The organism is Pseudomonas sp. LBUM1641 (assembly GCF_059716235.1).
On the sequence record NZ_CP166815.1, the window covers coordinates 1,984,148 to 2,005,796 of the forward strand.

General features: G+C 53.6%; 18 protein-coding genes. All 18 read left to right on the top strand.

From position 1 onward, the window contains the following. Positions 1–299: 299 nt before the first annotated feature. Complete coding sequence (gene gyrA, locus ACA046_RS09045; protein ID WP_497676301.1) at positions 300–2,954, top strand: DNA gyrase subunit A; 2,655 nt, start codon at positions 300–302, stop codon at positions 2,952–2,954. Between the two features lie 211 nt (positions 2,955–3,165). Continuing rightward, positions 3,166–4,251, top strand: a complete 1,086-nt coding sequence (serC, locus tag ACA046_RS09050) for a 3-phosphoserine/phosphohydroxythreonine transaminase (protein ID WP_177045562.1) — start codon at positions 3,166–3,168, stop codon at positions 4,249–4,251. Then, entirely contained in the window at positions 4,251–5,345 is a 1,095-nt protein-coding gene (gene pheA, locus ACA046_RS09055) for a prephenate dehydratase (RefSeq protein ID WP_003218812.1), read from the top strand. The genes serC and pheA overlap by 1 nt, the downstream gene beginning before the upstream one ends. A 9-nt stretch (positions 5,346–5,354) precedes the next feature. Continuing rightward, positions 5,355–6,467 (top strand): histidinol-phosphate transaminase, encoded by a 1,113-nt coding sequence (hisC, locus tag ACA046_RS09060; protein WP_497676302.1) that lies wholly within the window; start codon positions 5,355–5,357, stop codon positions 6,465–6,467. A gap of 28 nt (positions 6,468–6,495) precedes the next feature. Then, the gene (locus ACA046_RS09065) at positions 6,496–8,706 is read left to right on the top strand and encodes a bifunctional prephenate dehydrogenase/3-phosphoshikimate 1-carboxyvinyltransferase (protein WP_497677056.1); all 2,211 of its coding nucleotides are present in this window, start codon (positions 6,496–6,498) and stop codon (positions 8,704–8,706) included. Further along, positions 8,703–9,392, top strand: a complete 690-nt coding sequence (gene cmk / locus ACA046_RS09070; RefSeq protein WP_003172653.1) for a (d)CMP kinase — start codon at positions 8,703–8,705, stop codon at positions 9,390–9,392. The genes ACA046_RS09065 and cmk overlap by 4 nt, the downstream gene beginning before the upstream one ends. 119 nt (positions 9,393–9,511) lie before the next feature. Then, entirely contained in the window at positions 9,512–11,206 is a 1,695-nt protein-coding gene (gene rpsA / locus ACA046_RS09075) for a 30S ribosomal protein S1 (RefSeq protein WP_003218806.1), read from the top strand. A gap of 339 nt (positions 11,207–11,545) precedes the next feature. Then, entirely contained in the window at positions 11,546–11,842 is a 297-nt protein-coding gene (ihfB, locus tag ACA046_RS09080; protein WP_003218804.1) for an integration host factor subunit beta, read from the top strand. Between the two features lie 24 nt (positions 11,843–11,866). Then, positions 11,867–12,109 (top strand): LapA family protein, encoded by a 243-nt coding sequence (locus tag ACA046_RS09085; protein WP_497676303.1) that lies wholly within the window; start codon positions 11,867–11,869, stop codon positions 12,107–12,109. A gap of 418 nt (positions 12,110–12,527) precedes the next feature. Continuing rightward, positions 12,528–13,871 (top strand): Wzz/FepE/Etk N-terminal domain-containing protein, encoded by a 1,344-nt coding sequence (locus tag ACA046_RS09090; protein ID WP_497676304.1) that lies wholly within the window; start codon positions 12,528–12,530, stop codon positions 13,869–13,871. A gap of 574 nt (positions 13,872–14,445) precedes the next feature. Continuing rightward, on the top strand, positions 14,446–14,700 hold the full coding sequence (locus ACA046_RS09095; RefSeq protein ID WP_497677057.1) for a transcription termination/antitermination NusG family protein: 255 nt from the start codon (positions 14,446–14,448) through the stop codon (positions 14,698–14,700). 5 nt (positions 14,701–14,705) lie between these two features. Next, a complete protein-coding gene (locus tag ACA046_RS09100; protein ID WP_497676305.1) occupies positions 14,706–14,960 on the top strand; it encodes a hypothetical protein in 255 nt (84 codons plus the stop codon). A gap of 199 nt (positions 14,961–15,159) precedes the next feature. Further along, positions 15,160–15,726 (top strand): acyltransferase, encoded by a 567-nt coding sequence (locus ACA046_RS09105; RefSeq protein ID WP_497676306.1) that lies wholly within the window; start codon positions 15,160–15,162, stop codon positions 15,724–15,726. Positions 15,727–15,821: 95 nt separating this feature from the next. After that, positions 15,822–16,961: a dTDP-4-amino-4,6-dideoxygalactose transaminase gene (gene rffA / locus ACA046_RS09110; RefSeq protein WP_497676307.1), complete on the top strand. Its 1,140-nt coding sequence runs from the start codon at positions 15,822–15,824 to the stop codon at positions 16,959–16,961. Further along, positions 16,958–18,256, top strand: coding sequence for an O-antigen translocase (locus tag ACA046_RS09115; RefSeq protein WP_497676308.1), 1,299 nt, complete (start codon positions 16,958–16,960; stop codon positions 18,254–18,256). The genes rffA and ACA046_RS09115 overlap by 4 nt, the downstream gene beginning before the upstream one ends. Further along, entirely contained in the window at positions 18,253–19,527 is a 1,275-nt protein-coding gene (locus ACA046_RS09120; RefSeq protein ID WP_497676309.1) for a glycosyltransferase, read from the top strand. The genes ACA046_RS09115 and ACA046_RS09120 overlap by 4 nt, the downstream gene beginning before the upstream one ends. Before the next feature lie 19 nt (positions 19,528–19,546). Then, complete coding sequence (gmd, locus tag ACA046_RS09125; protein WP_497676310.1) at positions 19,547–20,668, top strand: GDP-mannose 4,6-dehydratase; 1,122 nt, start codon at positions 19,547–19,549, stop codon at positions 20,666–20,668. 1 nt (position 20,669) lies between these two features. Then, positions 20,670–21,644 carry a GDP-L-fucose synthase gene (gene fcl, locus ACA046_RS09130; RefSeq protein ID WP_497676311.1) on the top strand — a complete coding sequence of 325 codons (975 nt, stop codon included), beginning with the start codon at positions 20,670–20,672 and terminating at the stop codon, positions 21,642–21,644. Positions 21,645–21,649: the final 5 nt, after the last annotated feature.

The window sequence follows — 21,649 nt, forward strand, 5'->3', positions numbered from 1 at the left end:
AATTCGTCCCCAAAAAACATCCTGGATCCAGTTCTAAGCCCCTCTCGTCGCCGTCAAGCCTGTCATCCGTCAACTTACTATGCTCCATGCGCATCAGGGGGATAGGTGCGTGGCGGCGATTGTGATAACATCCGGCGGTTTCCAGGGTCACCCCAAGGGGTAACCTTTAATGCGCAGATCCGTGTCATAACTCGTTGATTTGTCGTAAGTCGTTGCCAGGCATCATGCCAGCAGCGGCGAGCTTCGTTCGTCCCATAGGATGTGACGAGGTTTCACCCGAAAAAGGAATCAGGCTTCTCATGGGCGAACTGGCCAAAGAAATCCTCCCGGTCAATATCGAAGACGAGCTGAAACAGTCCTACCTCGACTACGCGATGAGCGTAATTGTCGGTCGGGCACTGCCTGATGCGCGCGATGGCTTGAAGCCCGTGCACAGGCGTGTGCTGTTCGCGATGAGCGAGCTGGGTAACGACTGGAACAAGCCGTACAAGAAATCTGCCCGTGTTGTCGGTGACGTGATCGGTAAGTATCACCCTCACGGCGACACTGCGGTGTACGACACCATCGTTCGGATGGCCCAGCCGTTTTCCCTGCGCTACCTGCTGGTAGACGGCCAGGGCAACTTCGGTTCGGTCGACGGCGACAACGCTGCGGCCATGCGATACACCGAAGTGCGCATGACCAAGCTGGCGCACGAGCTGCTGGCTGACCTGCACAAAGAAACCGTGGACTGGGTGCCGAACTACGACGGCACCGAAATGATCCCGGCGGTCATGCCGACCCGTATTCCCAACCTGCTGGTCAACGGCTCCAGCGGTATCGCCGTGGGCATGGCCACCAACATCCCGCCACACAACCTCGGTGAAGTCATCGACGGTTGCCTGGCCCTCATCGACAACCCTGAGTTGACCATCGATGAGCTGATGCAATACATCCCGGGTCCAGACTTCCCGACTGCCGCGATCATCAACGGTCGCGCCGGCATCATCGAAGCCTACCGCACCGGTCGTGGCCGCATTTACATGCGCGCCCGCTCGATGATCGAAGACATCGACAAGGTCGGTGGCCGTCAGCAGATCGTCATCACCGAACTCCCTTACCAGTTGAACAAGGCGCGTCTGATCGAGAAGATCGCCGAGCTGGTTAAAGAGAAGAAGCTGGAAGGCATCACCGAACTGCGCGACGAGTCTGACAAAGACGGTATGCGCGTGGTGATCGAGCTGCGTCGTGGCGAAGTGCCTGAGGTGATCCTCAACAACCTCTACGCCCAGACCCAGCTGCAAAGCGTGTTTGGTATCAACGTGGTTGCGCTGATCGACGGCCGCCCGCGCATCCTGAACCTCAAGGATCTGCTGGAAGCCTTCGTGCGTCACCGCCGCGAAGTGGTGACCCGCCGTACCGTGTTCGAACTGCGCAAGGCCCGTGAACGCGGCCACATCCTGGAAGGCCAGGCGGTTGCGTTGTCGAACATCGACCCGGTCATTGCCCTGATCAAGGCTTCGCCGACCCCGTCGGAAGCTAAAGAAGCGTTGATCAAGATGCCGTGGGAATCCAGCGCCGTAGTGGCGATGGTTGAACGTGCCGGTGCCGATTCGTGCCGCCCGGAGACCCTGGACCCACAATACGGCTTGCGCGACGGCAAGTATTTCCTGTCCCCGGAACAGGCCCAGGCCATTCTGGAACTGCGTCTGCACCGTCTGACCGGCCTGGAACACGAGAAACTGCTGGCCGAGTACCAGGAGATTCTCAGCCAGATCGGCGAGCTGATCCGCATCCTCAACAGCGCCGTGCGCCTGATGGAAGTGATCCGCGAAGAACTGGAAGTGATCCGCGCCGAATACGGCGACGTGCGCCGCACCGAGATTCTCGATGCCCGTCTCGACCTGACCCTGGGTGACATGATCCCGGAAGAAGATCGCGTCGTGACCATCTCCCACGGCGGCTATGCCAAGACCCAGCCGTTGGCTGCGTACCAGGCACAGCGTCGTGGCGGTAAAGGCAAATCGGCTACCGGCGTCAAGGATGAGGACTACATCGCTCACCTGCTGGTTGCCAACAGCCACACCACGCTGCTGCTGTTCTCCAGCAAGGGCAAGGTGTACTGGCTGAAAACCTACGAAATCCCGGAAGCGTCCCGCGCCGCCCGTGGTCGTCCGTTGGTCAACCTGCTGCCGCTGGACAGTGATGAATACATCACCACCATGCTGCCGGTAGACGAGTACACCGAAGGTCACTTCATCTTCATGGCCACCGCCAAGGGCACCGTGAAGAAGACCCCGCTGGAATCCTTCAGCCGTCAACGCAGCGTGGGCCTGATCGCCCTCGAACTGGACGAAGGCGACGTATTGATCAGCGCGGCCATCACCGACGGCGAGCGTGAAGTCATGCTGTTCTCCGACGGCGGCAAGGTTACGCGCTTCAAGGAGTCCGACGTTCGTGCCATGGGCCGTACTGCCCGCGGTGTGCGCGGCATGCGTCTGCCGGAAGGGCAGAAGCTGATTTCGATGCTGATCCCGGAAGAAGGCAGCGAGATCCTCACCGCTTCCGAGCGTGGTTATGGCAAGCGCACCGCCATCAGCGAGTTCCCGGAGTACAAGCGTGGTGGCCAGGGCGTTATCGCCATGGTCAGCAACGACCGCAATGGCCGTCTGGTCGGCGCGGTCCAGGTGCTCGACGGCGAGGAGATCATGTTGATTTCCGACCAGGGCACCCTGGTACGTACCCGGGTTGATGAAGTGTCGAGCCTGGGGCGTAACACCCAGGGTGTGACCTTGATCAAGCTGGCCAAGGACGAAAAACTGGTCGGCCTTGAGCGTGTCCAGGAGCCGTCGGAAGTGGAAGGCGAAGAGCTGGAAGGTGAGGAGTTTGAAGGCGAGGTGATCGCAGCAGGCGATGACAACGTCGACGAGCCAACACTCGACGCTGCCGCAGACGAAGAAGAACCGCAGGAATAAGCGGACACACAGGGGGCGGATGAAGATTCGCCCCCTTGTTGTTTGTCCCGTTTGAAATACAACGCCGCCCCCTGTAGGAGCGAGCTTGCTCGCGAAAATCGCCAACGATAACGCGGGCTGCCTGATACGCCCTTGCGCTCTCGGGTTTTTCGCGAGCAAGCTCGCTCCTACAGTGTTTGATTTCAGTCCCACCAGATCAGAGAGATTGGATGTGAGCAAGAGAGCCTATAACTTCTGTGCCGGTCCCGCGGCGCTTCCTGAAGCAGTCCTGCAGCGCGCGCAGGGTGAACTCCTCGACTGGCATGGAAAAGGCCTCTCCGTGATGGAAATGAGCCATCGCAGCGATGAGTTCGTGTCCATTGCCACCAAGGCCGAGCAGGATATGCGCGACTTGCTGGACATCCCGTCTGACTACAAAGTGTTGTTCCTGCAAGGCGGCGCGAGCCAGCAGTTTGCTCAGATCCCGCTGAACCTGCTGCCGGAAAGTGGCACTGCCGACTATATCGATACTGGTATCTGGGGGCAGAAGGCCATTGAAGAGGCTTCCCGTTACGGTCACGTCAATGTGGCGGGCACTGCCAAGCCTTACGACTACTTCGCCATTCCTGGTCAGAACGAATGGAAGCTGTCGAAGGATGCGGCCTACGTTCACTACGTCGCGAACGAAACCATTGGCGGCCTGGAATTCGACTGGGTGCCGGAAGTGGGCGATGTTCCGCTAGTGTGCGACATGTCGTCGGACATCCTCTCGCGGCCTATCGATGTGTCCAAGTACGGCATGATCTACGCCGGTGCGCAGAAGAACATCGGCCCGAGCGGCATCCTGGTCAACATCATCCGTGAAGACCTGCTGGGGCGTGCGCGTTCGCTGTGCCCGACCATGCTCAACTACAAGGTCGCGGCCGACAACGGCTCGATGTACAACACGCCGCCGGCCTTCGCCTGGTACCTTTCGGGCCTGGTGTTCGAATGGCTGAAAGAGCAGGGCGGCGTGGCTGCCATGGGCAAGCTCAACGAAGAGAAGAAACGTACCTTGTACGACTTCATCGACGCCAGCGGCCTGTACAGCAACCCGATCAACCTGACTGACCGTTCGTGGATGAACGTGCCGTTCCGTCTGGCTGACGACCGCCTGGACAAGCCATTCCTGGCCGGCGCCGACGAGCGCGGCCTGTTGAACCTCAAGGGCCACCGTTCGGTAGGTGGCATGCGCGCCTCCATCTATAACGCTGTGGATATCCACGCCGTCAAGGCGCTGGTGGCTTACATGGCAGAGTTCGAAAAGGAACACGGCTAATGTCTGAGCAAGAACTCAAGGCGCTGCGCGTACGCATTGACAGCCTGGACGAGAAAGTCCTGGAGCTGATCAGTGAGCGCGCGCGGTGTGCCCAGGAAGTTGCACGGGTGAAGATGGCTTCCCTGGCTGAAGGCGAAGTGCCGGTGTTCTACCGGCCGGAGCGTGAAGCCCAGGTGCTCAAGCGCGTGATGGAACGCAACAAGGGCCCGTTGGGCAACGAAGAGATGGCGCGGTTGTTCCGTGAAATCATGTCTTCGTGCCTGGCGCTGGAGCAGCCGCTGAAAGTGGCTTACCTCGGCCCTGAAGGCACCTTCACCCAGGCCGCGGCCATGAAACATTTTGGCCACGCTGTGATCAGCAAACCTATGGCTGCGATCGACGAAGTGTTCCGTGAAGTGGCAGCCGGGGCGGTGAATTTTGGCGTGGTACCGGTGGAAAACTCCACCGAAGGCGCCGTCAACCACACCCTCGACAGCTTCCTTGAGCACGACATGGTGATTTGCGGCGAAGTTGAGCTGCGTATCCACCACCACCTGTTGGTGGGCGAAAACACCAAGACCGACAGCATCAGCCGCATCTATTCCCACGCCCAGTCCCTGGCCCAGTGCCGCAAGTGGCTGGACGCGCACTACCCGAATGTGGAGCGCGTGGCAGTGTCCAGCAACGCCGAAGCGGCGAAGCGGGTCAAGGGTGAGTGGAATTCGGCGGCAATTGCTGGCGACATGGCCGCGGGCCTCTACGGCCTGACGCGCCTGGCCGAGAAAATCGAGGACCGCCCGGATAACTCCACGCGCTTCCTGATGATCGGCAGTCAGGAAGTGCCGCCGACCGGCGACGACAAGACGTCGATCATCGTTTCCATGAGCAACAAGCCTGGCGCGCTGCATGAGCTGCTGGTGCCGTTCCACGACAACGGGATTGACCTGACGCGAATCGAGACTCGTCCTTCGCGCAGCGGTAAATGGACTTATGTGTTCTTTATCGACTTCGTCGGCCATCACCGCGACCCACTGGTCAAGGGTGTGCTCGAGAAAATCAGTCAGGAAGCCGTGGCACTCAAGGTGCTGGGCTCCTACCCGAAAGCGGTTTTGTGAGGCTTTAACATGAGTGGCAACTTCCTCGCCCTGGCACAGCCGGGCGTGCAACAACTGTCGCCTTACGTTCCGGGCAAGCCTGTGGACGAGCTGGCGCGTGAGTTGAACCTGGATCCGTCGAAGATCGTAAAACTGGCCAGTAACGAAAACCCGATGGGCCCAAGCCCCAAGGTATTGGCTGCGATTCGTGACGCGCTGGCTGAGCTGACTCGGTATCCGGATGGGAATGGTTTTGAGCTCAAGTCCTTGTTGGCGGAAAAATGCCGCGTTGAGCTGAATCAGGTGACCTTGGGTAACGGCTCCAACGACATTCTTGAGCTGGTCGGGCGTGCCTATCTGGCGCCGGGCCTGAACGCTGTGTTCAGTGAGCATGCGTTTGCGGTCTATCCGATCGTCACTCAGGCCGTGGGCGCTGAAGCTCGCGTGATCCCTGCGAAGGATTGGGGGCATGACCTGCCGGCCATGCTGGCGGCCATCGACGAGGAGACCCGCGTCGTATTTATCGCCAACCCGAATAACCCGACCGGTACCTGGTTCAGCGCCGAGGTGCTGGACAACTTCCTGCAAGACGTCCCTGAGCACGTGCTGGTGGTGCTGGACGAGGCTTACATCGAGTACGCCGAAGGCAGCGACCTGCCGGACGGCCTGGACTTCCTCGCGGCTTATCCGAACTTGCTGGTCTCGCGTACGTTCTCCAAGGCTTACGGCCTGGCGTCGCTGCGGGTCGGCTATGGCCTGTCCACCCCGGTGGTGGCCGATGTGCTGAACCGCGTTCGCCAGCCATTCAATGTCAACAGCCTCGCGCTGGCGGCGGCTTGCGCTGCGGTGCAGGACGCTGAGTACCTGGAAGAAGGTCGTCGCCTCAACGAAAGCGGCATGCTGCAGTTGCAGGAAGGCTTCCGTGAGTTGGGCCTGGGTTGGATTCCTTCCAAGGGCAACTTCATTTGTGTCGACCTGGGGCAAGTGGCCGCTCCTGTGTTCCAGGGCCTGTTGCGTGAAGGTGTGATCGTGCGTCCGGTGGCCAATTACGGCATGCCGAACCACTTGCGCATCACCATCGGACTGCCTGCTGAAAACAGCCGCTTCCTCGAGGCGCTGGCCAAGGTTCTGGCTCGTGGTTGATGTCACTGCATTGCAACCTGCTGTGCCTATGATCGGTCGCCTGGTGGTGGTCGGTCTGGGATTGATCGGCGGCTCCTTCGCCAAGGGCCTGCGGGAAAGCGGCCTGTGTGGCGAAGTGGTCGGTGTGGACCTGGACCCGCAGTCGCGCAAGCTGGCGGTGGAGTTGGGCGTGGTGGACCGCTGTGAGGCGGACCTCGCCGTTGCCTGCCGGGGTGCGGATGTCATTCAGTTGGCGGTACCGATCCTGGCCATGGAGAAGTTGCTGGCGCTGTTGGCCGGCATGGATCTTGGGCAGGCAATCCTGACCGATGTCGGCAGTGCCAAGGGCAATGTGGTGCGTGCGGCGCGGCTGGCCTTCGGTGGCATGCCTGCGCGCTTTGTGCCCGGGCATCCGATTGCCGGGTCAGAGCAGAGCGGCGTTGAGGCGTCCAATGCGCAGCTGTTCCGTCGCCATAAAGTGATTCTGACGCCGCTGGATGAAACCGATCCTGCGGCATTGGCCGCGGTGGATCGGCTCTGGCGCGAGCTGGGGGCGGATGTCGAGCATATGCAGGTCGAGCGCCACGATGAAGTGTTGGCGGCGACCAGTCACCTGCCACATTTGCTGGCGTTTGGCCTGGTGGATTCGCTGGCCAAGCGCAACGAGAACCTCGAGATTTTCCGTTACGCCGCCGGTGGTTTCCGCGACTTTACCCGGATTGCCGGTAGCGACCCGGTGATGTGGCACGACATATTCCTCGCCAACCGCGACGCAGTGTTGCGCACCCTGGATACGTTCCGCAGCGACCTCGACGCCTTGCGCGACGCGGTGGATGCAGGCGACGGGCATCAGTTGTTGGGCGTGTTCACCCGTGCGCGGGTGGCACGGGAGCATTTCAGCAAGATTCTGGCGCGCCGGGCTTATATGGATGCGGCTGCAAACGCTGATGACCTGGTGTTTCTCGCCAATCCCGGTGGCCGCTTGAGCGGGCAGATTCGGGTGCCTGGGGATAAGTCGATCTCCCATCGTTCAATCATGCTCGGCTCCCTGGCGGACGGCGTTACCGAGGTAGAGGGTTTCCTGGAGGGTGAAGATGCCCTGGCGACCTTGCAGGCGTTTCGCGACATGGGTGTAGTGATTGAAGGCCCGCACCATGGGCGCGTCACCATTCACGGGGTTGGCCTGCATGGCTTGAAGCCGGCGCCAGGACCGATCTATCTCGGTAACTCCGGCACTTCCATGCGGCTGTTGTCCGGCTTGCTGGCGGCCCAGAGCTTTGACAGTGTGTTGACGGGTGATGCCTCGCTGTCCAAGCGTCCGATGAATCGCGTGGCCAAGCCATTGCGCGAAATGGGCGCGGTGATCGAGACCGGGCCGGAAGGGCGCCCACCGCTGACCATTCGCGGTGGCCAGGCACTTAAAGGGCTGACTTACACATTGCCGATGGCCAGTGCTCAGGTTAAATCCTGCCTGTTGCTGGCCGGGTTGTATGCGCAGGGTAAAACCTCGATTACCGAGCCGGCGCCGACCCGTGATCATACCGAGCGAATGCTGCGTGGGTTTGGTTATCCGGTGAAGGTGGCGGGTGCTACGGCTTCGGTCGAGTCCGGTCACGCTCTGACCGCTACGCATATCGAAGTGCCGGGGGATATTTCCTCCTCGGCGTTCTTCCTGGTGGCAGCGTCGATTGCCGAAGGCTCCGAGCTTTTGCTTGAGCATGTGGGCGTCAATCCGACCCGTACCGGAGTGATCGATATCCTCCGGCTGATGGGCGCGGATATCACCCTGGAAAACCAGCGGGAGGTGGGTGGCGAGCCTGTTGCTGATTTGCGTGTTCGCGCGGCGCTGTTGAAGGGGATCGAGATTCCCGAGGCGTTGGTTCCGCTGGCTATCGATGAGTTTCCGGTGCTGTTCGTGGCTGCGGCATGCGCCGAAGGCCGAACGGTATTGCGCGGGGCAGAGGAGTTGCGGGTCAAGGAGTCCGATCGGATCCAGGTCATGGCCGACGGTCTGCTCGCCCTGGGCGTGAAGTGTGAACCGACCCCTGATGGGATTATCATCGACGGTGGCGTAATAGGCGGTGGTGAAGTGCATGCCCATGGCGATCACCGGATTGCCATGGCTTTCAGCGTGGCCTCCCTGCGAGCCGCTGCGCCGATTCGTATCCATGACTGTGCCAACGTGGCTACGTCTTTTCCGAATTTTCTTACACTGTGTGCCCAAGTCGGCATTCGTGTTGCCCAAGAGGCTCAATTGTGAATATCAAAGCACCGGTGATTACCATCGACGGGCCAAGTGGCTCGGGCAAAGGCACGATCGCCGGCATCCTGGCCAAGCGCCTGGGCTGGTGCCTGCTGGACTCCGGGGCGCTGTACCGCTTGCTGGCCTTTGCCGCACGCAACCATGGCGTCGACCTGACCAATGAAGAGTCGCTGAAGCTGCTGGCTGCGCATCTTGACGTGCAGTTCGTCGGGGCGACGGAAGGTCATCCCCAGCGCATCATCCTGGAAGGGGACGATGTGACCGACGACCTGCGTAACGAGCAGGTCGGTTCCTGGGCCTCCCAGGTCGCCGCATTGCCGGCGGTACGTGACGCGTTGCTGCAGCGCCAGCGGGCTTTCCAGGAGCCGCCGGGTCTGGTGGCTGACGGCCGCGACATGGGCACAGTGGTGTTTCCCGAGGCGCCGCTGAAGATTTTCCTGACTGCCAGTGCCGAGGAGCGGGCCCGCCGCCGTTACTTGCAGTTGAAGGGCAAAGTCGATGGTGTTAGTCTGTCGAGTCTGCTAGATGAGATCCGTGCACGCGATGAGCGTGATACCCAGCGTGCGGTAGCCCCGCTCAAGCCGGCGGCTGACGCCATACAGTTGGATTCCACGGAGTTGTCCATCGAGCAGGTGCTGGAACGCATCTTGAGTGAAATCGCCATTCGCGATATCGCCGGGTGACCAAGAAGGCCGCAGGGGACCAGTCATAGTCCTGTGGTGCTTCTTTTAATTGAAACTGACCCACACCGTCTGGGGTGTGGAGATGGGCGTATTCTTCGCCCTTATCAACAGGAATTAAAATGAGCGAAAGCTTTGCGGAACTCTTTGAAGAAAGCCTAAAAACCCTGAACCTTCAGGCAGGCTCCATCATCACCGGTGTTATCGTTGATATCGATTACCAAGCTCGCTGGGTAACCGTTCACGCTGGTCTGAAGTCTGAAGCTCTGATCCCGCTGGAACAGTTCTACAACGATGCTGGTGACCTGACTATCAATGTCGGTGACGAAGTTCACGTTGCTCTGGACTCGGTTGAAGACGGTTTCGGTGAAACCAAGCTGTCCCGTGAAAAAGCCAAGCGCGCTGAATGCTGGATTGTTCTCGAAGCAGCCTTCGCAGCTGAAGAAGTGGTCAAGGGCGTTATCAACGGTAAGGTTAAAGGCGGCTTCACTGTCGACGTTAACGGCATCCGTGCGTTCCTGCCAGGTTCTTTGGTCGACGTTCGTCCTGTGCGCGACACCACGCACCTGGAAGGCAAAGAACTCGAATTCAAGGTCATCAAGCTCGACCAGAAGCGCAACAACGTTGTCGTTTCCCGTCGCAGCGTCCTGGAAGCAGAGAACTCCGCCGAGCGTGAAGCTCTGCTGGAATCCCTGCAGGAAGGCCAACAAGTCAAAGGTATCGTCAAGAACCTCACCGATTACGGCGCATTCGTCGATCTGGGTGGCGTCGATGGCCTGCTGCACATTACCGACATGGCTTGGAAGCGTATCAAGCATCCATCGGAAATCGTCAACGTTGGCGACGAGATCGATGTCAAGGTTCTGAAGTACGATCGTGAACGCAACCGTGTCTCCCTGGGCTTGAAGCAGCTGGGCGAAGATCCATGGGTCGCTATCAAGGCTCGTTACCCAGAAAGCACTCGCGTCACCGCGCGTGTTACCAACCTGACCGACTACGGCTGCTTCGCAGAGCTGGAAGAAGGCGTGGAAGGCCTGGTACACGTTTCCGAAATGGACTGGACCAACAAAAACATCCACCCTTCGAAAGTCGTACAAGTCGGCGACGAAGTGGAAGTTATGGTTCTGGACATCGACGAAGAGCGTCGTCGTATCTCCCTCGGCATCAAGCAGTGCAAATCTAACCCATGGGAAGATTTCTCTGGCCAGTTCAACAAGGGCGATAAAATCTCCGGCACCATCAAGTCGATCACCGATTTCGGTATCTTCATTGGTCTGGACGGCGGCATCGACGGCCTGGTTCACCTGTCCGACATCTCCTGGAACGAAGTTGGCGAAGAAGCTGTTCGTCGTTTCAAGAAGGGCGACGAGCTGGACACCGTTATCCTGTCGGTTGACCCAGAGCGCGAGCGCATCTCCCTGGGTATCAAGCAACTGGAAAGCGATCCGTTCTCCGAGTACGTTCAAGAGAACGACAAAGGCGCAATCGTTAAAGGCATCGTGAAGGAAGTTGACGCTAAAGGCGCCATCATCACTCTGGCCGACGATATCGAAGCGACTCTGAAAGCCTCCGAAATCAGCCGTGACCGCGTTGAAGACGCGCGCAACGTTCTGAAAGAAGGCGAAGAAGTAGAAGCCAAGATCATCAGCGTTGACCGCAAGAGCCGCGTAATCCAGCTCTCCATCAAGTCGAAAGACGATGCTGAAGAGAAAGAAGCCATCCAGAGCCTGCGCGACAAGCCAGCTACCTCTGAGCCTTCTGCTGGTCCTACCACTCTGGGCGACCTGCTGCGTGCACAAATGGAAAAACAGAACTAAGTTCTGTTAGACCATAAAAAAAGGGCGACTTCGGTCGCCCTTTTTTGTGGCTGGGATTTGGTGTTGTGTGCAGCGTCGCCTTGGCGTTCTGCGGCTGGAGCGCTGTCGTCACGTTGGCAGCGCATTCGCGCTTGTAGGCTCTATCTGGCAGTGATCGCGCTGGAGTGGCTTCAGTGAGGCTGAGCGAGGGCTGGCTGCCGTGGGGTGCAATGCCTGCTCTCTTCGAGTTACACCCCAAGTCTTTGAATATAAGTCAATACATGGGCTGTTCAAATTCCTCCGGTCATGCTAAAACCTTCGAAGCGCTTTTCCTAGCTGCTTGAAAAAGAAGGGAAAAATATGACGAAGTCGGAGTTGATCGAACGAATTGTCACCCATCAAGGGCTGCTCTCATCCAAAGATGTCGAGCTGGCCATCAAGACCATGCTTGAACAGATGTCACAGTGCCTGGCTACCGGTGATCGAATTGAGATTCGTGGGTTTGGTAGCTTTTCACTGCATTATCGGGCGCCGCGTGTGGGGCGTAATCCGAAGACTGGTCAGTCCGTTAGCCTCGATGGCAAGTTCGTGCCTCACTTCAAGCCGGGCAAGGAATTGCGGGATCGGGTGAACGAAGACGAGGAAGAAGGCGTCTGAGGGTTTTTGGGGTAGGAGAAGATTATGCGTGGGGTTAAGCGTGTTGCGGCAGTAGTGACTGTATTGGTTGTTGCTTTGGTGGTTCTGGTTTTTGTGCTGGAGAACCAGCAGGGCACTTCGCTTTCGTTCTTCGGCTCGTCTACCGGGCAAATGCCAGTGTCTGTATTTGTCGTGATTGCTCTGTTTGTTGGGATGTTGATAGGACCGTTTTTGGGCGCTTTGACGCGTGCTCGGCGCCCTAAGCCCGTTCCGGTGAGTCGGAGCTAGAAATCGTATCCATCGCCTGTGACGGGATCGGTATGCTGGTGTAGTGACCGCCTGTCAGATAATTCTGCTTTACGGCTAATGCCTTGTTTTCTGCAGGCGTGCGTCCTGGGCCGCCGTAAATGTTGCAGAGTTATCGATATTGGTCCGGTTACTCGAATGTTCTTTCTGTTGTTTCCTCCCCGATGGGGCTTGATAAGGGCGATCCCTAGGCGTTAGGGAAACCTCCTACAGTTATGTCAAGACTTGTAATATGTCAGAGAGGTGACAGAATGCCATCTGTTCTCGATAACGGGCATTTTGTGAGCTAAAAATTTGGCAAAGACGCCGGGTTTTTGGCGGTCATCTAATTAGAATAAAAAATACGCAATTTGGTCTGCATAACGAGCCCGCAGTTTCTCTTTGAAGGCAGGTTTTTGTTGTGAGTAGTAGCTTCCGCGCGCCCCCGGTACCCTCGTCCAGCGACATTGATCTCGTAGCTCTTTTTCAAGCTTTCTGGAAGCAAAAAAAGCTAATCATGCTTACCGCCGCCAGTTTTGGCGTTGCTGCTGCTGCTTATGCTTTTTTGGTCACGCCGGAGTACCAGGTCAGCAGCGTCCTTCGACCCGCCGCTATAAACGAATTGGATGCATTGAATCGCTCCGAAGTCTATAAGCTTCCTCCTGGAGATGCGCTTATAAAAGTCGGGGCTTCTCTAGAGTCATATGAAACACGGCTGGGTTTTTTTCGGGCGAATCAAGGTCTATTCAAAAAGTTTGAACGCCCAGGCAGATCATTGGAACAAAGCTTTGATGAGTTCAATCGAGACGCCCTCAAGCTGGTTCTGCCCGACCCGAAGAAAGCCGATTTACTTAGCGCATTTATTGGGTTGGAGCTTAGTTATTCCGGTAATGTGGACGGTGTACGGATACTTAATAGCTTTGTTAAATATGCTATCGATGCCGAGCGCGACAATATTGCTGCTGATCTAAAAGCAATCATCAATAACCGTCTGGCGGAGCTCCAAGGGAAAATTGAGGCTGCTCGTTCGAGCTACCAGACAGGTAAAGAAGCCCGCATAGCGACGCTGCAAGAAGCAGATAACGTAAAGCGCGCACAGTTACAGGATGAGTTGAGCGCGTTGCGACTGCAGCTCAAGACGGGACGTATGGATAGGATTGCGCTTTTGACTGAGGCGATAAGCATTGCGAAGAGCCTCAATATACAAAAGCCGACTACGCCTTCGGCGCTGGGTGAAGCGGGTCGCTTGGGAGAATCAAGCGTTATGCGTACAGAGATAAACAATCAGCAAATACCTTTGTATTTTATGGGTGTTGAAGCTCTAGAAGCGGAGCGTTCAGCTCTTCTTCGGCGTAAGGCAGATGATTTTACCGAAGGCCGCATCGCGCAGATTGCTCGGGAGCTTGATTTGTTGAAAAGCAATCGAGAGATTGAGATTCTGAAGCAGCGCCAAAATGAAGATCTCTTTCTCCAAGGGGTTGAGCCATTAAGGGCTGAGTTAGTGAGGTTACGCAATCTCGGCAACCTTGATATCAGCAATATGAAGCTAGTTACGATTGACCGCCAAGCGCTTGAGCCTTTAGCGCCAGTAAAGCCTAAGCGTGCCTTGATCATAATGCTTGGGCTGCTGCTCGGTGGGATCGTTGGATTGCTGATTGTTTTGTCCAGACACGTTTTTTATAACGGCCCTGCCGAAAAGAAGGGTGTTGCAACGCTGACAGGTGAGCCTCGGAATAAATCTCTGACCGCCGAGAATATGGTGTAAGACGATTAAATGGCTGTGAAGTCCGGTAGAGTACTGTGCCAGGATTGTCCATTAAAAAACCTGGAATGTTGTATTTCTTTGTTGCCATTTTTTTCTCATGGGTCGAACGGATATCAGGCCCGTAAGCGCGTCGCTTTAGCGCCATTCCTCCGCTTCTGGATTGATTCGGCTGTGCGGGATAATGGCTATCTGCCTGTTATTTGCAGTCGGACCCAAAAGTTTGCGGATCTCAACGACCACGCGTCATTTAGGGCTATGGCGTTGTGATGCTAAAGGCGCGTGGTAAGCGTGGACTTCTTGAAATGGAGCGCGGGGCCTGTATCATTCAGCGATGTTTTAGAGTTTTCTCCATCTTGAATCGTGGCTGGAAAGAGTTGATTTGTATGACCCATGCATCGCATGGCAAGCTGTTCCAGGCTAGCTTTTCTAGTTCGTATTCTCTGTTGAGTCTAGAATTTGTGAATTTGAATCATGAGCCGATGTGGATGTCAATAGTAGGAGCTAGGAATAGAAGGAATAAGCCGACATTCTGGCAAAGCAAGCGAGGAGAGTACCAGGTGCGTAATACGTGGATATGAACCGCTTTACCACTATCTCTAAATCGTCAGCGAACAAGAGGCGAGATTGGTACCTGGTGCAAAGCAAGCCCGAGCGGGACGAGGAAAACCTCGCACGCCAAGGAGATGTGTGCTGTAGGCCTCGGTCCCGGCGTCACAGAGTCGTAAGTGGAGCGTTGCAATTTGTCGAAGAGTCGCTTTTCCCAGGCTGCCTATTTATACATATGTCTAAAGAAACGAACTGGGCGCCGCTGTTTTCTACCCGGGCGTAACGAAGGTGGTGGCGTTTGGTGGGTTTCCGCTGGCGGTCGCTGATGAGTTAATTGAAGAGTTGCAGCTGCGCAGTTACAAAGAGCGGGCTACGTGTTTTGGCGTCGGCGAAACGGCCACCATAGCTGAAGGCGAATTTTCAAGCGTTGATTCGATTTTCGTCTTCTCAGCGCGCGGTGCGAAACGTGCCTTGCTGCTGATGGATATCATGTGCCATCAAGCCCAGGTCAACGTGTTACGGGCGGATGTGTGGCGTATTTAAGCTGCCATCACGCTGCGCCGCTGGGCAGTGAGGATTGGGACGTTTTCAGGGAAGCGGCGAGAAATCCTGGGGCGGTAGCGTGTGAAGAGTGAAAAAGTTAGGCCTTTAAGCTGCCTGGCTCGGCGTAGCGTGATCTGATGACCGCACGTAGATTGTAAGTAAGCTTAATATTAGAAATTACATGTCGGAGCTGTGGAAAATGGCATACATCAATCAGGTCGAACTTGAATGTTTGGGGTTTAAAGCATTAGGCCGGCATGTGAAAATCAGTGATAAAGCGTGTATTTATAATGCCGATCAGATAGAAGTAGGCGATTACTCCCGTATTGATGATTTCTGCATTATTTCAGGGAATGTGAAAATAGGGCGATTTAACCATATAACGCCTATGTGTCTGGTGGCGGGAGGGACGCCTGGGGTAATAATGGAAGATTTTTGCACGCTTGCATATGGCGTCAAGGTATTCGCGCAGTCAGATGACTACAGCGGTGAAACACTTGCGAATTCGTTAATTCCGAAAAAATTTAAAAAGGAATTATTCGCATCTGTTCACTTGGAAAAGCATGTCATCGTTGGCGCCGGGACCACTATTTTGCCTGGAGTAAAAGTCGAAGTTGGTTGTTCGGTTGGTGCAATGAGCCTACTTACAAAAAGCACGACAGCCTGGGGGATTTACGCTGGTGTACCCGCTAGGCGAGTTAAGGAAAGAAAGAAGGACCTGTTGCAACTCGAAGATGATTTTTTGCAATCGTTAGCTGAGATCTGAGCGTGTGTGCGCCTAAGTGATAGTCATCATCGTTGGCGAAGTTTTTATAGTCGTGTTTTCAAAATTAAGTAGTTCATTTAGCAGCAGGGGTTAATGTGATTCCATTTAACAAGCCGCCTTACATTGGCGAAGAAGATAAATACGTTATCAAGGCCATGAGAAGTAACAAGATGTCGGGTGACGGTGACTTCGCCCAGAAATGTCAGGATTGGTTCGAGAAAAACCTACGGTGCAAAAAAAATCTGCTGACACCGTCTTGTACCCAAGCGCTTGAAATGGCTGCGTTGCTGATCGACATAAAGCCGGGCGATGAAGTTATCATGCCTAGTTACACATTCGTCAGTACAGCCAACGCATTCGTGTTACGAGGTGCGAAAATTGTATTTGTCGATGTTCATCCGGAAACTATGAATATCGATGAAACGGTCATTGAAGCTGCAATTACTGAAAAAACCAAGGCCATTGTTCCTGTTCATTACGCAGGTATTGCGTGTGAAATGGATACCATTATGGCATTAGCTGAAAAGTACAATCTCTTTGTAGTGGAAGATGCAGCGCAAGGCATGATGTCTACCTATAAAGGAAAGCCTCTGGGAACTATTGGACATCTGGCTGCGTATAGCTTCCACGAAACCAAGAACTACACGAGCGGCGGGGAAGGCGGCTTGCTGTTGATCAATGACGAGCGCTTTATCCTCCGTGCTGAAGTTATTCGCGAGAAAGGCACCAACCGCTCACAATTCTTCCGTGGGCAGGTGGACAAGTACACTTGGAGGGATCTGGGGTCGAGTTTCCTGCCAGGTGAACTCCAAGCAGCGTACCTGTATGCGCAGCTTGAGAACGCTAATAAAATCAATGAAAGAAGAATGCAAATCTGGAATAACTATCATCAGGCGTTTGCTCATCTCGAACAACAAGGCGTATTAACCCGACCGTTTTTACCGAGCTCGGTCAGCCATAATGCCCATATGTATTACTTAAAGCTCAAAAATATTTATGTGCGTAGCAAGTTTATCGCCGCGTTGGGTCAGAAAGGTATTCTGGCGCCTTTTCACTATATTCCACTGCACTCTAGTCCTGCCGGAGAAGTCTTCGGTCGATTTGCTGGAGAAGATAAGTTTACTACCGTCGAAAGTGAACGTTTGGTTCGCCTTCCGTTGTATTTCAATATGACAGAGGAAGAAAATAAAACTGTTATAGATGCAGTTGTTGAGGTCATGAGTAACCTAAGATGACTATGGTATCGTCGTTGGCTCTCACCTCTCTCGCCCATGGTGCAAAAATACTTGCCGGGTTCGCACTACTGAAAATCATGGCTGTTTACCTAGGCCCGGACGGCATCGGCCAGTTGGGGCACATGATGAGTGTGGTAAGTATTCTCACTGTGTTGTCAGGGGGAGGGATCATCAACGGTGTTGTTAAGTACACGGCAGAGTATAGAGGCAGACCAGTTCTACTGTTTCGCTTTGTCTCTGCATCAGCTTCCTATGCATTGTGCTTTGCATTGGCGGTGATGATACTGGGCATCACATTATCCGTTACCATAGCAAGGCTAGTATTCAATAACGGCGATATGTACCCGGTGATTTGTATCTTGGCCGTCATGCAGTTGCTTTTTGCTTTTGCGAACATAGTCTTTGGCGTCTCCAATGGCCTAACGGATACTAAGGTATTTGCATTCAGTCAATTGTTTGGTAGCCTGCTTTCCATTCCGCTATTTTGGGCTGTTATCTATTACTTTGCGGTGCCTGGTGCCGCACTTTCAATGGTGTTTGCCTCGTCATTGTGCGCTATACCTGCGTTTTTCTATTTTAGAAAGTCTAAATTTTGGGGACGGGTAAATTTCTCGATTTCACAAAATTCTAATTATCAAAAGTTATTTTCTTATACTGTAATGTTGCTGTTTAGTACGGTTTGTTTTCCCATTGTGGAAATTTTCGTTCGCCAAATGCTAATTAAGCAAGTGGGGTTCCATGATGCGGGGATCTGGCAGGCTTCGATTAGGCTTTCAGCCGCTTATCTAGGGTTCTTCACTGTTTTTCTCACCTTCTACTTCATGCCTAAAGCATCTCTTCAGAATGAAAAAGGCAAGCTGTCCGCGCTGGTTGTTAAATGTTTGCTATTTGTTCAGGCCGCTTTTTTTCTTGGTGCATTGACACTGTACCTAGGGCGCGGATACTTTATAACACTGTTGTTTTCTGAGGAGTTTTCAGCGCTTAAAGATTTGATCGCCTACCAGTTGATTGGTGATTTCTTTAAGATTAGCTCCTATGTTTTTGGATTTATCGCCGTCGCGAAGGCTGCTACCAAGCTATATATTGCTGCGGAAATTATTCAAGGTGGTATGTTCTTGGGTCTAGCTACGCTATTTAGCTCATCAACCCACGGTGTTGAAAGTGTAATGCAAGCTTATATGCTGACATATATACTTTACTTTGTTGTGAGTGCGCTCAGTGCAATAGTTTATTTGCGCAAAGGCAGTGGCAGAAAATGTGTGGTGGCTGAACAATTATTAATGGACAAAAAATGAAAGTCCCGAAAATAGTGCATATATCTACCAATGATTTTGGCGGGGCTGGAAGTGCAGCATTGCGCTACCATGAAGCTTTTCTTGCGTTGGGCTATGACTCCAAGATCTACATTGCAGAATCAAAAAGGCAATTGATTGATAGCACCACAAAAATTATTTCAAGTGATAATAAGGTTCTCCGACTGAAGTCACTTTTAAGACGTCTATTACCACCAAAAATTTTCTCGAAAATACGTAGCGCTGTTGCTTCGAAATCAAAGTTTTCGGGTGGTAAAAAATATCTGTTTTTTACCCGTGGGGAATCCGTGGGGCAGGGATTAAGTCCAAAACTTGTGGCGGAGATCCAACAGGCTGACTTCTTGTTTGTGCATTGGGTCGCAGGATTCGCCAATACGCATGACGTACTGGAAATTCACAAGAATACAGGCTGCAAGGTTTATTTCATTACGATGGATATGGCGCATTTAACCGGTGGCTGTCACTATTATTGGAGTTGCAGAGGTTTTGTTTCTGACTGTTCCGATTGCCCTGCGCTCGATTATGGTGTTCGTAACTATGCGGCTTACCAGTTGCGCGCCAAGGCGATAAATGTTGCAGCAATGGAGGCGACGATCTTATGTTGCAGCGAGAAGATTGTAGAAGAGGCGAAAGCGTCTGCGATTCCTTATGGTGAATATATAAGATTGCCCATACCTATCAATGAGCAATTCTATGTTCCGGCGACTGCGCCTCGTGTTGGTATTTTTAAGATACTGACAAATGCGAATGAAGTTGATGATCCACGCAAAGGGTTTAACTACTTACTGGAAGCCCTGATTCATCTTGATCGAATGTTGTCAGGCGAAGCCAAAATTTGTATTTTGTGCTTGAAATCTGATTTTTTCAGTGGTGTGGATTTCAAGCATATTGAGTTTGAGGAGTTTGGTTTTCGTCGAGGGGATGAGCAGCTTTCAGATCTCTATAGGTCCGTCAATGTCTTCGTAAATACCTCGATTGAAGATGCCGGTCCGATGATGCTCGCAGAGGCACTCATGTGTGGCATTCCAGTCGTATCTTTCGACGTTGGGATGGCCCGCGAGTTGATTCGCGAAGGAAAAAATGGCCATTTGGTTGCCAGACTGAACGCTAAATTGGTAGCAGAGAAGGTATTTTCTCTTTACTCATCCAATACTGAAGTATTTGATACGCCACTAGAAATACACCGGCAGGTTTCTGAAGTGTTTAGTATTAAAAACTGGAAAGATAAAGTTTCCAGTCTTGTTACGCTCTAAAAAATTTAAAGGAGTTGCAATGAAAAAGAAAGCCCTCATAACTGGAGTGACGGGTCAAGACGGGTCGTATTTGGCTGAGTTCTTGCTTGAAAAAGGTTATGAAGTTCATGGTATCAAGCGACGGGCATCTTCGTTTAATACCCAGCGTGTAGATCATATTTACCAGGATCCGCATGTGGAGAATAAGAACTTTGTTCTTCATTATGGCGATCTGACAGACTCTTCGAATTTGATGCGCATTCTTCAGGAGGTCCAGCCTGATGAAGTTTATAACTTGGGCGCGCAGTCTCATGTTGCGGTAAGTTTTGAATCTCCAGAGTACACCGCCGATGTCGATGCCATGGGGACTCTCCGTCTTCTGGAAGCCATTCGAATCCTTGGGTTGGAAAAGAAGACTCGCTTTTATCAGGCATCAACATCTGAGTTGTACGGTCTGGTTCAAGAAATTCCTCAAAAGGAAACAACACCTTTTTACCCTCGGTCGCCATACGCCGTGGCGAAAATGTACGCTTACTGGATTACGGTAAATTATCGTGAGGCGTATGGCATTTATGCTTGCAACGGAATTCTTTTCAACCACGAGTCTCCGCGCCGTGGCGAAACATTTGTAACACGCAAAATTACCCGAGCATTGGCGAATATTGGCCAGGGCATCGAGACGTGTCTGTATTTGGGTAACATGGATGCGCTTCGGGATTGGGGCCATGCTAAAGACTATGTTCGTATGCAATGGATGATGTTGCAGCAGGACAACCCCGAAGATTTTGTTATCGCCACTGGGGTACAGTATTCGGTCCGTCAGTTCGTCATCTGGTCCGCTAATGAGTTAGGCGTGACCCTTCGGTTCGAAGGCGAAGGCGTCGATGAGAAGGCGATCGTCGAAAAAGTTGATGGTGACAAGGCCCCGGCTTTGAAGGTAGGCGACGTTATCGTACAGGTCGACCCGCGTTACTTCAGGCCTGCAGAAGTAGAAACGTTGTTGGGCGATCCAAGCAAGGCCAAGGAGGTACTAGGCTGGGTACCTGAAATCACTGTGCAGGAAATGTGCGCGGAGATGGTCTCCGAAGACCTGAAGGCTGCTCGCCGTCACGCGCTGCTCATGTCTCATGGGCATGACGTACACGTGTCGCTGGAGCGATGATATGAATGCTGATCTGAGTAAGACTATTTTTGTTGCCGGCCATCAGGGCATGGTTGGGTCTGCGATCGTCCGGCGCTTGAATACACTTGGTTACACCAATGTGCTGACGAGAAGCAGGAAAGAATTAGACCTGCTCAGTCAGGCAAAAGTGGCAAGCTTCTTCAGTAAGAATAAGATCGATCAAGTATATTTGGCCGCGGCTAAGGTTGGCGGTATTCACGCTAACAACGTTTACCCTGCTGACTTCATCTATGAAAATTTGGTGATTGAAGCAAATGTGATCCATTCTGCCTACAAAAGTGGTGTTCAGAACTTGTTGTTTCTGGGGTCCTCGTGCATATACCCCAAGCATGCTGTTCAGCCGTTGAATGAAGACGCATTGTTGACGGGAACGTTGGAAGAAACCAACGAGCCCTATGCGATTGCGAAGATCGCCGGGATCAAGCTATGTGAAAGTTATAATCGGCAGTACCTAACAAACTATCGAAGCGTAATGCCAACTAACCTGTATGGTCCGCACGACAATTATCATCCAGATAACAGCCATGTGATTCCGGCGCTGATACGCCGGTTTCATGAGGCTGTTCAATCAGGTAATGAGGAAATTGTCATTTGGGGTAGTGGCAAACCAATGCGAGAGTTTATGCATGTTGATGACATGGCGGCTGCCTCTGTGCATGTCATGAATCTTCCAATCGATGTTTATGCTAAGCACGTACAAAAAATGCTTTCGCATATCAACGTTGGTACCGGTGTCGATTGCAGCATTCGTGAACTGGCTGAGGCTATGGCCGAGGTGACGAACTTCAAGGGCAAACTCGTTTTTGATACCTCTAAACCTGATGGTACCCCCCGGAAACTCATGGATGTATCTCGTTTGCAGGCGATGGGGTGGAAGGCTTCTATTTCGTTGAATGAGGGTCTGAAAGACGCTTACAGCTGGTTCGTAAAAAATGCGAGTTCTGTGAGAGGATAACTCTG